The sequence below is a fragment of the Exiguobacterium sp. s124 genome (genome assembly GCF_018617485.1).
Taxonomy (GTDB): domain Bacteria; phylum Bacillota; class Bacilli; order Exiguobacteriales; family Exiguobacteriaceae; genus Exiguobacterium; species Exiguobacterium aestuarii.
The window spans coordinates 1,664,521-1,676,694 of record NZ_JACSKH010000001.1 but is presented as its reverse complement, the minus strand read 5'-3'; the positions used below and the strand labels follow the sequence as shown (position 1 = coordinate 1,676,694).

Genomic DNA, 12,174 nt, shown 5'->3' with positions numbered 1-12,174 from the left:
CTGTAAAGGAGGAGAGTTTATGGTTAAGGGGAAAGGAAAGAAAGGGTGGTTCAAGTGGATTGCGGCCATCATTGCTGTCGTTTTTCTCATCACACTCGTGTATCACCAGGTCAAACCGTTACCGGATGGCGTATCACGACAATCAGAACCTTATCTCATTTCGGATGATCAGATTGATTTTCTTCATGATTTGACATACCAAGGGGAGGATACGGAGATTGTTGAGCAAGAAATTTTTAACGAAGTCGAGCGGGCAATTCGGGAAGCCGAAGAATATATCGTTATGGACTTTTTCTTATTTAACCCTTATTCCAACGAAGATCGGCAATATCCGGATATTACATCACGATTGTCCTCGGCGTTGCTTGAACAAATGGAGCGTTACCCAGACTTGAAGGTCGTCTTTATTACAGACGATATCAATACAACGTATAACGGACACGTTTCCGACCATTTCGATGTGCTTGAAGAGGCGGGGGTAGAAGTCGTGTACACGAACCTCGACGCGCTGCGTGACCCGAACATTTTATATTCCACGTTTTATCGGATGGCGATCCAATGGTTCGGCAATAGTCAGGACGGATGGTTGCCAAACCCGATGGCCTCGTCGGCACCAGACATCACAGTTCGTGCCTATTTGAGACTATTAAACATTAAAGCGAACCATCGGAAGGTGATGGTGACAGAAAATGAAGGGTTCGTGTTATCAGCGAATCCACATGATGCTAGTGGATATCATTCGAACGTCGGGGTCCATTTAAAAGGACCGATTTTAAAAGAGATTGTAGAAGGCGAGCAAGCGGTCGCAACGTTCTCGAAAGGGGATGCCCGACGCTTCCCGGACGACGAGGCACTATCTAGCATCGAGCGTGCACCGACTGAGGCGCCGATGGAAATTCGTTACGTCACGGAAGGGAAGATTCAAGAGTCGGTGCTCGATGCGATGAACGGAGCGGAGGATGGCGATACGATTTGGATCGGGATGTTCTATTTGGCTGACCGAAACATTATCCAAGCGATCGAGGATGCCGCAGGTCGAGGCGTGAAAGTAAATCTGATTCTCGATCCAAACACGAACGCGTTCGGTCGCTCGAAATCGGGATTGCCGAACTTACCAGTGACGGCAGAACTGAATACTGTCAATCCTGAACAAATCGAGATTCGATGGTATGACGTCGGCAAGGAACAATATCATCCGAAAATCTTATATGTGGACGGGGACGAGAAGACGGTCGTGTTAGGGTCAGGGAACTATACGACTCGGAATATGAACGATTACAACCTTGAAGCAGACGTCGAAGTGAAAGGTGAAGACGATACAGCTTTCTTTGGTGAAGTTGACGATTATTTTAATCGCTTATGGAACAATGAGGAGGGAACGTACACGGTCGCATATGATGAGATTCAAACCGATCTCCCACTCGGCAAGTACGTGATGTATTGGCTTCAAAAAGTAACGTGGACGATGACGTATTAAACAAACAGCTATCCTCAACATGAGGATAGCTGTTTTGGCGTCAATTCGTTTCGATTGGATTAAACTCGTTCGTATATTCGTACAAAAACTTCCCGGTCTCTTTCAAGACATCGCTTTTACGGTGAAGCGAGAAATGATCGTACGGGACGGTCTCTGTCTGAATGTTATTCGTATATTCTTCGAGTAACAGAGAACTAGATGGCTCAATTAGATTGAACTCACCGCCTCGTCCAGAGAAGGAGAGCACTTGTACGGAACGTGGCCACGTCTCAAGTTTTGATTGGAACGCCTGTAACCCGTCCGAATTCGGGGACAGGTCCCGAATGGCAGGGCTCCCGGTATTGATTCCAAAATTACTGGCGGACAGCCCGAAGTTTGCGAGCCGAGTGCCGCCAAATGGACTATCGAACGTGACGAATTTATCGATGATATATGTCTCCTGGTTCAGGATATAGTTGGCAGCGGCAACACCACCCATACTGTGACCGAGAATATACATGCGGTCGAATGAACGATTTCTCGTTTTCTTGTACGTCTCGATAGCTGAATTCAACCATTTCGTTTGATTGTTCAATGAAGCCTCTGCATCCTCGAACTCGATTCGAACGATCGGGCGATTCGAGCTATAGTCATAAATTTCACAGTCAGTTTTTCCTTTCACAGTCACCGTACAAAGGGCACCGTCAGTCGCTTGACCGCTCTGTTCCATCGCTTGTGAGAAACGCAAGAAGGTTCGGTCGGTCCCGAGCAAGCCGTGTACCGCGAACGTCGGAATGAATTCGTTCGTTTGTGACGCTTGGCGAATCGCCTCGGATTGCCGCTCATTCGCCAATTCTTGTCGGAATGTACCGACAATCAGTACGAGCGAGAGTGAGACGATCAATAATCCTAACAGTCGTGAGCGAATCGATGTTTCCCTAGGGTTACCGACGTTCCGTCTATACTTACGCCAAATGAAATACCCTAAAATGATCGCTGCCACGAACACGACGATGGTGATCACCCATGCTTTAATATTCGGGACGTGGGCGACGAGTTTCAAATTATTTTGGCGACCGCCGTACACTTGCCATTCCACATGTTTCATGGAGCGAAGGTCGAGACCGGTCCCGTCTTCCACGAACACGCCGGTCGGAACGGTCAAATTAAAGCGGATATCGGCTTGCCGGATATATCGTTCAGCTAATTTCTTTGGTGAACCCGACAGTTCGACACCCGGTAAGTCAACCTGGTCTAGTCTGAGGTCGAGGTTCGTCTGCATCGTATAGGAGTCGAACCAGATGCCGTCTCGCTGTTCGATATCGAACTGAATGTCTGGTGGGACTAAAATACCGGCTGGTCCCGTTTTCCACTCTTCTTTAATTCTTTGCAACTCATCCACATTGCGAAACGTCTTCTTCAAGATCATTCCTTCATAGTCATCGGCACTCGAATAATCTTCGGTTTCGTACCCGTTGTCTTCTGCCTGTTCCTTCCACGTATCCCAGTCGAGCCTTAGATTGAGCAACTTCATCACCGGGTGGTCACGGAAAGCGTATGTGGTTTCGAGTGAAACGGATTGATCGTAGTGAACGGTCGCATCGTAATTGATGCGCACACATCCGCCGATTAAAAGAAATAAAAATGGGAATAGTAACAACAGTGCCCTTTTTCTCGAGCTAAACATGTTAAATCGGTTCGCCGTAAGTGTCTAACGGGTTCGATGTATTGATGCGGTCATAAAATAAAATGCCGTCCAAATGATCGAGCTCATGTTGACACACGATGGCACGCATTCCGCGGAGACGCATCTTGATTGGCTGTCCGTCTCGATCGAACCCTTCTAATGTAATTCGACGAAAACGAGGTACGTTTCCTTTGACCACACGGTCGACCGACAAGCAGCCTTCCCCACCATTTAAAAACGTTTGTTCAACGGAATGGCTTGTGATTTTAGGGTTGAAGATGGAAAGCTTAAACGTTTCTTCCTCTTCTTGTAGCAAGACTGTGAAGAAACGACGATTCACACCGAGCTGTGGCGCGGCAATGCCAACTCCACCTCGTAACTCGTATTTCTCGCTCATCTCTGGGTCTTGACTATTGACGAGGAACGTCTCCATCTCGTCGAGTAACGCCAAATCTTCTGTAGTTGGCGGAAGCGGTACTTCGGTTGAGCGCGCGCGGAGTCGCTCGTCTCCTTCGCGAATCACGTCTTTCATCGTTAACATATGCAACTTCCTTTCTGTAAAACGTATATGATTGATTATATCATATTTAAACAGGAAGGAATGTGGATGGTACAGAAGGTGAAACGAAAATGATACAGAGGCAAAATGAATGTCATATGCCTTGAATGTAAGCGTTTTATTTCAGTAAGCATATTTTTTGCGTTATTATAACAACCCGTTTTATACTAACTAGGAAACGGCAGGAGAGCATAACTTTCCTGAATTACGTTAATACAGATTGCTTTTTTGGACAGATACACGTAAGATTTGAGATAGTGTTTGATCACAAAAAAGACAATTGTCTCATAGTTGAAAGGATGAGGTGAAACGAATGAACAACGTTCAGGTACTTCAAAACGTGGAAGAAAACTTCCAAACGTTCCGTATTCTCGACGAGAAGGGTGAGGTCGTCAACCAAGACGCAATGCCTGACCTAACGGACGAGCAACTTCAGGAACTCATGCGCCGCATGGTCTATACTCGAATCTGGGACCAACGCGCCATCTCACTTAACCGTCAAGGACGCCTAGGATTCTACGCGCCAGTGGCAGGTCAAGAAGCGACGATGATCGGGACGCAATACGCGCTCGACAAAGAGGACTGGATTCTTCCAGGATACCGTGATATTCCACAACTCGTATTCCACGGACTTCCGCTTTATCAAGCGTTCTTGTTCTCACGTGGACACGTGGCAGGAAACCGCATCCCTGAAGGTGTCAACGTATTGATGCCGCAAATCATCATCGGTGCACAAATCATTCAAACTGCGGGTGTGGCTATGGGCCTCAAACGCAATGGCAACAAAAATGTCGCTATTACTTACACAGGTGACGGTGGCTCATCACAAGGTGACTTCTACGAAGGATTGAACTTTGCAGGTGCATTCAAATCACCAGCAATCTTCGTCGTTCAAAACAACCGCTTCGCTATTTCAACACCAGTTGAAAAGCAAACAGCAGCTAAAACGATCGCGCAAAAAGCTGTTGCAGCTGGAATCAACGGAATTCAAGTAGACGGAATGGACGTTCTTGCAGTGCTTGCAGCGACACAACAAGCTCGCGTAGATGCACTTGAAGGAACACCTACACTTATCGAGTCACTCACTTACCGTTACGGACCACACACGCTCGCTGGGGATGACCCAACACGTTACCGTACAAAAGAACTCGATACAGAGTACCAAGAAAAAGATCCACTCGTACGTTTCCGTCTCTTCCTTGAGAACAAGAAACTCTGGAACGAAGACATGGAGAACGAAGTGATCGAGCAAGCGAAAGCTGACGTGAAAGATGCAATCAGCCAAGCGGACAAAGAACCAAAACAAAAAGTTTCGGACTTCATCAACAACATGTTCGAAGAACTTCCTTCAAACTTGAAAGAACAGCTTGAAGAATATACTGCAAAGGAGTCGAAGTAAGTTATGGCTCAAATGACAATGATCCAAGCGATTACTGATGCGATGCGCGTTGAAATGAAACGCGACGAGAAAGTACTTCTCTTCGGAGAAGACGTTGGTAAAAACGGTGGGGTATTCCGTGCAACGGAAGGTCTCCAAGACGAGCTCGGCGAAGACCGTGTCTTCGACACGCCACTCGCTGAATCAGGGATTGGTGGTCTTGCAATCGGTCTAGGTCTTACTGGATTCCGTCCGATCATGGAAGTTCAATTCTTCGGATTCGTATTCGAAGTATTCGACTCAATCGCAGCTCAAATGGCACGTATGCGTTACCGTTCAGGCGGCGCTTACAGCCAACCAATCACAATCCGTTCACCATTTGGTGGTGGAGTTAAGACACCTGAACTTCACGCGGATAGCCTTGAAGGTTTGATGGCTCAGACACCTGGTCTTAAAGTTGTTATTCCATCAACTCCGTACGATGCAAAAGGTTTGTTGATCGCGTCAATCCGTGACAACGACCCAGTTGTGTTCCTCGAGCACATGAAATTGTATCGTTCATTCCGTGGCGAAGTACCTGAAGGTGATTACACAATCGAACTCGGTAAAGCAGATGTGAAACGTGAAGGTACAGACGTTTCAATCATCACTTACGGTGCGATGGTGCACACTTCACTTAAAGCAGCGGAAGAGCTTGAAAAAGAAAACATCAACGTTGAAGTCATCGACCTCATGACAGTGAGCCCGCTTGATATCGACACAATCGTAGAATCTGTTAAGAAAACAGGTCGTGCGATCGTCGTTCAAGAAGCACAACGTCAAGCAGGTATCGCAGCGAACGTTGTAACTGAAATTCAAGAACGCGCAATTCTTCACCTCGAAGCACCAGTTCTTCGAGTAACTGCACCAGACACAGTCTTCGCATTCGCACAAGGTGAAGACATGTGGTTACCAGACCATAAAGATGTCGTTGCAAAAGTTAAGGAAGTTGTGAACTTCTAAGATCGTGTCGAATAAACGATGAGGGAGAATGTTCTCCCTTGTCGTGTTTACATGATGAATTGATGGGAGGAAAAACCAGTGGCAGTATTTGAATTTAAATTACCAGATATCGGTGAAGGTATTCACGAAGGTGAAATCGTCAAGTGGTTCGTAAAAGCAGGGGATACGGTCAAAGAGGACGATGTTCTTTTAGAAGTACAAAACGACAAAGCAGTCGTTGAAATCCCAGCACCAGTAGACGGTACAGTCAAAGAGGTTAAAGTTTCTGAAGGTACAGTTGCCGTAGTCGGCGACGTCCTCATTACATTTGACATCGAAGGCGACGCACCAGCAGGTGAAGAAGAAGAAACACCTGAACAACCGAAAGCAGAAGAGAAGACAGAAGACGTGAAAGAAGATGTGAAAGAAGACGCGCCACGCGACGTTCAACTTCACAAATCTGAGCGTGTCATCGCAATGCCATCTGTCCGTAAATATGCACGTGAAAAAGGTGTCGACATCCGTGAAGTGAACGGTTCTGGCGACAACGGTCGCGTCTTAAAAGAAGACATCGATGCATTCGCGAACGGCGAAGCACCGTCTGCAGAAGCTACAACAGAGAAAACAGATTCTGTAGCACCAGCAGCAGCTGCGAAAGCGGAAATCAAGCCTTACGAGTCAGCGACTCCAGAACTTGAAACACGTGAGAAAATCCGTGGAATCCGTAAAGCCATCTCGAAAGCTATGGTTAACTCGAAACACACTGCACCACACGTTACACTCATGGACGAAGTCGACGTTACAAAACTCGTCGCACTCCGCAAAGACTTCAAACAAGTCGCGGCTGACCAAGGCGTGAAACTCACGTACTTGCCATTCGTCGTGAAAGCATTGACTGCTGCAGCGAAAGCATTCCCAACAATCAACGCTTCAATCGATGATGTGAACGAAGAAATCGTCTACAAAAACTACTACAACATCGGGATTGCAGCTGACACGGACAACGGACTCGTTGTACCAGTCGTAAAAGATGCAGACCGTAAATCAATCTATGCACTTGCTACAAACATTAACGAACTTGCAGGTAAAGCTCGTGAAGGCAAGCTCGCTGGGGAAGACATGAAAGGCGGATCGATCACAATCACAAACATCGGTTCAGCTGGTGGACAATGGTTCACACCTGTCATCAACCACCCAGAAGTTGCGATTCTCGGTATCGGCCGTATCGCTGAGAAAGCTGTCGTGAAGAACGGTGAAATCGTTGCTGCGCCAGTACTTGCACTTTCATTCAGCTTTGACCACCGCCTCATCGACGGTGCGACTGCACAAAACGCTCTTAACATGGTGAAACGCTTGCTCGAAGACCCAGCACTTCTAATGATGGAGGGATAAGAACATGGTAGTAGGAGAATTCGCACAAGAAACTGATTTGCTTGTCATCGGTGCCGGTCCTGGTGGATACGTTGCCGCAATCCGTGGCGCACAGCTCGGAATGAAAGTAACAATCGTTGAGAAAGGCAACTTCGGTGGCGTTTGCTTGAACGTCGGTTGTATCCCATCGAAAGCTTTGATCACAGCAGGACACAACTTCCAACACGCTAAAGGACATGATTCAATGGGAATCTCGTCTGACAACGTGTCAGTGGACTTCACAAAAGTTCAAGACTGGAAACAGTCAGTTGTTAACAAATTGACTGGCGGTGTCAAAGGTCTCCTTAAAGGAAACAAGATTGAAATCGTTCAAGGTGAAGCTTTCTTCGCTTCTGAAGACACAGTTCGTGTCATCACAGAAGACAGCTCAACTCCTTACAAATTCAAAAAAGCGATTGTCGCGACTGGTTCTACACCAATCGAGATCCCATCGTTCAAATGGTCTAAACGCGTCCTTTCTTCAACTGGCGCATTGGCACTTCCTGAAGTACCGAAGAAACTCGTCGTCATCGGCGGTGGATACATCGGTATGGAGCTCGGTACTGCATACGCTAACTTCGATACAGAAGTTGTCGTTGTAGAAGGCGCTAGCGACATCTTGTCTGGTTTCGAACCACAAATGACGCAAATCGTTAAGAAGAAGCTCAAACAAAAAGGGAACGTCACAATCCACACGAACGCACTTGCTAAAGGTGTCGAAGAAACGGAAGACGGCGTAACCGTTAAGTTTGAAGTGAATGGTGAAGAGCAATCTGTTGAAGCGGACTATGTCCTCGTCACAGTTGGTCGTCGTCCAAACACAGGCGACATCGGTCTTGAGAACGCGGACGTGAAAATCAGCGACCGTGGCATCATCGAAATCGATGACCAGTGCAAAACTTCGAACGAAAACATCTACGCAATCGGTGATATCGTTCCTGGACCACCACTTGCACACAAAGCATCTTACGAAGCGAAAATCGCAGCAGAAGCAGCAGCAGGTAAGCCAGCTTACCTCGACTACTCTGCAATCCCTGCAGTCGTCTTCACAGATCCTGAACTCGCAACTGTTGGTTACACAGAGCCACTCGCAAAAGAAGAAGGACTCGAAATCACAGTTTCGAAATTCCCATTCGCAGCGAACGGTCGTGCACTTGCACTTGACGAGCCAGACGGCTTCATGAAGCTCATCACACGCAAAGAGGACGGTCTCTTGATTGGTGCTCAAATCGCGGGTACTGGCGCATCAGATATGATCGCTGAGCTTGGTCTCGCAATCGAGGCTGGTATGACTGCTGAAGATATCGCACTTACAATCCACGCTCACCCATCACTCGGTGAGATGGCAATGGAAGCTGCTGAAATCGCAATGGGCATGCCAATCCACGTCGTTAAATAAGAATGCTCATAAAAGCTCTCTCACGTTTCGTGAGAGAGCTTTTTCATGTAGGTAACGACACGTTCGACTTCTTTAAATCCAATCTTCTCATGGAACTGTTGACTGTTCTCATTCTCCAGTTCGGTATCTGATGCCAGTTCGATGCAACCTTGATTCACCGCAAATGTAGACGCCGCTTCGATCAAGCGAGAGGCGACACCTTTGTTGCGCTCTGACTCAAGAACATAAAGTCCTTCCACATAAGCGGTAGGAGACGTCGTAGCGCCTGGCACGTAATCCCGTCTGAAACTGAGCTGACAAAAACCGATAATTTTCGTATCGGAGGATGCAATGAAATAATGCATCTTCTTTGAAACGAGACCGAGTTTGACTTCCATTCGCAATTCCTCAATCGGTGCGTCAGGCCACAGTTCGTGCATTAATTGTGCGAGTGCTTCTTGATTGGACATGGTGGCATATTCCACTTTCATATCTTCTTCTCTCCCGTCTAGGTTTCATATGAACAGTATAAAGGAAAATACTTGTGAAGAGAGAAGGGAGGGAATCCTGATGGCATTTGATGAGGAATTATTATATACCGTATCTGAGACGAGTCGCGTCCGATTTACAGGGATTGAAACGGAAGCTGCGCGCTATGATTTTGGTTTCGTCTTTACCCACCAATTCATGGGTAAGGTGTTAGTCGTTTGTATGCAAACCGGTCAATCAGCCCTTCTTGATTTGCATGCATTAGAAGAGCCACGCCAGTTGTATCCAATGCTTGGTATCAATTTGAATGATACGGAGCACGTCGCCGAATTTTTACGGCTCTGTCTAGTTGAAAAAACACAAACATCAGAAGAAATTGACACTTGAAAAAATGTAAGCGTTTTCTTATAATAGGCAATAGGGGAAGCAATTCGATCATCTACAGCCACCTTTTCTGAGATGACATAAAAAATGAGCCGGTCACGATGACCGGCTCATTTTTTGTTTAACGAATCGCTTTTGTTTGTTGGATGACTTTAATCATCTGAAGAGACTCATCTTCAAGACCTTGAACCGGGAGACCGGCTTCGATGTTGGCCATGATGTAGTCGAGTGTCGACGTTGTGATCAATTCACCTGGAATGATGATTGGAATTCCTGGCGGGTACACCATGATGAATTCCGCTGAAATGCGTCCGACCGCGTTTTCGAGAGGGATCGTCTCCGTCTCTTCATAAAACGCATCACGCGGGCTGAGCGCAAGTGGTGGAATCTCAGGGAGCATGATCGATAACGAGTCATTCCCAGACGTCTGATAGACGGATACGACGTCGCGCATCGCTTCAATCAATGCTTGAATCGTCGACTCATCGTCTGCTGATGTGACGATGAAGAGCACGTTCAATAAATCCGACATTTCCACTTCAATCCGATGTTTTTCTCGGAGGTATTTCTCGACTTCAAATCCGGTCACACCGAGCTCGCGGACCGATACGAGCACTTTTGTCTCGTCGAGTGCGTAAGTCGATTCAGAATGAAGCTCCGCGTGTCCGTACACAGACAAGTTCGGCATTTGATTGATTGCCGAACGCGCCATACGTGCGAGGTCGAGCGCTCGTTCGTTCATCATATGACCTTTCGTCGCAAGCTGTCGACGCGCTGCATCGAGAGAAGCAAGGAGCAAGTATGACGTTGATGTCGTTGTAATCATCGAGAGCATCGCGTGAATTCGTTCGGGTGAGACGAGGCCACGGCGTACGTTCAAAATAGAACTACCTGTCATCGAACCACCAAGTTTATGGACGCTCGTTGCCGCCACATCCGCTCCGGCTTGCATCGCCGAAAGTGGAAGTTCATCGTGGAACGGCAGATGCACACCGTGCGCCTCATCGACAAGTACGGGTACGTCTTGGGCATGGGCGACATCGACGATGCGCTCCAAATCACCTGCAACACCGAAATAAGTCGGGTTGATGACGAGTACGGCTTTTGTGTCCGGGTGGAGCTCGAGTGCACGTTCTACGGCACTCGCTGTGATTCCATGGGCGATGCCGTACGTCTCGTCAAATTCTGGGTGGATGAAGACCGGGTGCGCACCTGTCAAGACGAGCGCGGACATGACCGACTTATGCACGTTACGTGGAACGATGATTTTCTCATTCGGTCCGACGACGCCCATGATCATCGCCATGATGGCACTCGACGTTCCTTGAACGGAGAAAAAGGTCTCGTCAGCACGGAACGCCTCTGCCGCCAAGCGTTCCGCTTCAGCGATTGCCGCTTTTGGATGATGGAGGTCATCGAGTGGGGCAATGTTAATCAAATCAATTTTTAGGGCGTTTTCGCCAATAAAGTCACGAAACTCCGGATCCATCCCTTTCCCGCTTTTATGACCAGGAATGTGGAACGCAATCGGATTTGAGTCGACATGTTCAAGCAACGTGTCAAATAGTGGCGTTTCGAGCTGAGTAGCACCTTTTAATTTCAATCGTAAATCCCCCTTGGAAACAGTTTGTTTATATGATGAATGATATCGTTAATTTATATGTTGATTTAAAAAAGAAGCAACAAAAAAACTATAGAGATTTATAGCGTAACTTGCAATAGTTTTTTTTGTTGATACAATGAGTGTCGAGGTGAACAATATGCAAATCAATTATCCGATCAATCCGGATTGGACGACTGATGAACTGATCGAGGTCGTCGAGTTCTATAATGTCGTCGCGCAAGCGAACGAAGGTGGGGTCGAGCGTGAAGTTTTCCTAGACGCGTACCGGGCCTTCAAACAAATCGTAACATCTAAGTCAGAGGAGAAACAACTGAACGCGGTTCACGACGAACAGACTGGATATTCTACGTATCGTACCGTTCAAGCGGCGATGAAGTCGTCGAGCAAAATGATTAAATTGTAAGTCCGAGCATGCCCGTGCAAATTCAGGCATGCTTTTTTGTTATTTCTTCTTTAAATCGGGTACAGTTATCTAACACTTATTCAGGTTTAAGGGCTTTGAAATTGGGAATATATCCATTAAGATAAAAAATTCAAAATAGTCAGACAATTCTCTTTCTTTTTCGAATTTTATCTGATATACTCAATTCAACTCATTAAACCGTAACTTGTAGCCCAACAAAAGGAGTGTGGCATCTTATGAAACAAGTGATTGAGGCATTCAAAAGAAAAGACGCAGAAAAACGGATCCCGGTGCTGCGCTTGGAGATTGATTATGAATTGGCAACCCTCTTCGATGCGATGGCGTCACAGGATGATGCTACAGTTCAGGCTAGCAAGCATCGGTTGGAGAAGTACCGCCAAGAATTATTGCGTCTCGAAGCCTGA

General features: G+C 46.9%; 12 protein-coding genes. 8 read left to right on the top strand and 4 right to left on the bottom strand.

What is annotated here, in order from left to right:
* Positions 1–19: 19 nt before the first annotated feature.
* Positions 20–1,477 carry a phospholipase D family protein gene (locus KNO85_RS08740; protein WP_214789109.1) on the top strand — a complete coding sequence of 486 codons (1,458 nt, stop codon included), beginning with the start codon at positions 20–22 and terminating at the stop codon, positions 1,475–1,477.
* A gap of 40 nt (positions 1,478–1,517) precedes the next feature.
* On the opposite strand, the gene KNO85_RS08735 is transcribed toward KNO85_RS08740, so the two are convergent.
* Both KNO85_RS08735 and def read right to left on the bottom strand, forming a co-directional pair.
* Positions 1,518–3,143, bottom strand: a complete 1,626-nt coding sequence (locus tag KNO85_RS08735; protein ID WP_214789106.1) for an alpha/beta hydrolase — start codon at positions 3,141–3,143, stop codon at positions 1,518–1,520.
* A gap of 1 nt (position 3,144) precedes the next feature.
* On the bottom strand, positions 3,145–3,684 hold the full coding sequence (def, locus tag KNO85_RS08730) for a peptide deformylase (protein ID WP_214789102.1): 540 nt from the start codon (positions 3,682–3,684) through the stop codon (positions 3,145–3,147).
* A 331-nt stretch (positions 3,685–4,015) separates the two neighbouring features.
* Between def and pdhA the strand changes: the two genes are divergently transcribed.
* The 4 genes from pdhA to lpdA all read left to right on the top strand — a co-directional run bounded on the left by pdhA (position 4,016) and on the right by lpdA (position 8,870).
* Positions 4,016–5,101: a pyruvate dehydrogenase (acetyl-transferring) E1 component subunit alpha gene (gene pdhA / locus KNO85_RS08725; RefSeq protein WP_214789099.1), complete on the top strand. Its 1,086-nt coding sequence runs from the start codon at positions 4,016–4,018 to the stop codon at positions 5,099–5,101.
* Between the two features lie 3 nt (positions 5,102–5,104).
* The gene (locus KNO85_RS08720; RefSeq protein WP_074034993.1) at positions 5,105–6,082 is read left to right on the top strand and encodes an alpha-ketoacid dehydrogenase subunit beta; all 978 of its coding nucleotides are present in this window, start codon (positions 5,105–5,107) and stop codon (positions 6,080–6,082) included.
* A 78-nt stretch (positions 6,083–6,160) separates the two neighbouring features.
* The gene (locus KNO85_RS08715; RefSeq protein WP_214789096.1) at positions 6,161–7,453 is read left to right on the top strand and encodes a dihydrolipoamide acetyltransferase family protein; all 1,293 of its coding nucleotides are present in this window, start codon (positions 6,161–6,163) and stop codon (positions 7,451–7,453) included.
* A gap of 4 nt (positions 7,454–7,457) precedes the next feature.
* A complete protein-coding gene (gene lpdA / locus KNO85_RS08710) occupies positions 7,458–8,870 on the top strand; it encodes a dihydrolipoyl dehydrogenase (RefSeq protein ID WP_074034989.1) in 1,413 nt (470 codons plus the stop codon).
* A 20-nt stretch (positions 8,871–8,890) separates the two neighbouring features.
* Here the strand turns inward: lpdA and aac(6') are convergent, their stop codons facing one another.
* Positions 8,891–9,340, bottom strand: a complete 450-nt coding sequence (gene aac(6'), locus KNO85_RS08705) for an aminoglycoside 6'-N-acetyltransferase (RefSeq protein WP_214789093.1) — start codon at positions 9,338–9,340, stop codon at positions 8,891–8,893.
* 79 nt (positions 9,341–9,419) lie between these two features.
* Between aac(6') and KNO85_RS08700 the strand changes: the two genes are divergently transcribed.
* Positions 9,420–9,725, top strand: coding sequence for a DUF3055 domain-containing protein (locus tag KNO85_RS08700; protein ID WP_214789090.1), 306 nt, complete (start codon positions 9,420–9,422; stop codon positions 9,723–9,725).
* Between the two features lie 118 nt (positions 9,726–9,843).
* Here KNO85_RS08700 and KNO85_RS08695 read toward each other — a convergent pair whose 3' ends face one another.
* On the bottom strand, positions 9,844–11,325 hold the full coding sequence (locus KNO85_RS08695; RefSeq protein WP_214789086.1) for an aminotransferase class I/II-fold pyridoxal phosphate-dependent enzyme: 1,482 nt from the start codon (positions 11,323–11,325) through the stop codon (positions 9,844–9,846).
* A gap of 157 nt (positions 11,326–11,482) precedes the next feature.
* Here KNO85_RS08695 and KNO85_RS08690 point away from each other — a divergent pair, with 157 nt between their 5' ends.
* Positions 11,483–11,749 (top strand): UPF0223 family protein, encoded by a 267-nt coding sequence (locus tag KNO85_RS08690; RefSeq protein ID WP_214748331.1) that lies wholly within the window; start codon positions 11,483–11,485, stop codon positions 11,747–11,749.
* 236 nt (positions 11,750–11,985) lie between these two features.
* Entirely contained in the window at positions 11,986–12,174 is a 189-nt protein-coding gene (locus KNO85_RS08685) for a hypothetical protein (protein ID WP_015881266.1), read from the top strand.

Coding starts and splice junctions, on each gene's coding strand:
- KNO85_RS08740 (WP_214789109.1), top strand. CDS start 20: ATGGTTAAGGGGAAAGGAAAGAAAGGGTGGTTCAAGTGGATTGCGGCC.
- KNO85_RS08720 (WP_074034993.1), top strand. CDS start 5,105: ATGGCTCAAATGACAATGATCCAAGCGATTACTGATGCGATGCGCGTT.
- KNO85_RS08685 (WP_015881266.1), top strand. CDS start 11,986: ATGAAACAAGTGATTGAGGCATTCAAAAGAAAAGACGCAGAAAAACGG.
- KNO85_RS08735 (WP_214789106.1), bottom strand. CDS start 3,143: ATGTTTAGCTCGAGAAAAAGGGCACTGTTGTTACTATTCCCATTTTTA.
- lpdA (WP_074034989.1), top strand. CDS start 7,458: ATGGTAGTAGGAGAATTCGCACAAGAAACTGATTTGCTTGTCATCGGT.
- KNO85_RS08690 (WP_214748331.1), top strand. CDS start 11,483: ATGCAAATCAATTATCCGATCAATCCGGATTGGACGACTGATGAACTG.
- def (WP_214789102.1), bottom strand. CDS start 3,684: ATGTTAACGATGAAAGACGTGATTCGCGAAGGAGACGAGCGACTCCGC.
- KNO85_RS08700 (WP_214789090.1), top strand. CDS start 9,420: ATGGCATTTGATGAGGAATTATTATATACCGTATCTGAGACGAGTCGC.
- pdhA (WP_214789099.1), top strand. CDS start 4,016: ATGAACAACGTTCAGGTACTTCAAAACGTGGAAGAAAACTTCCAAACG.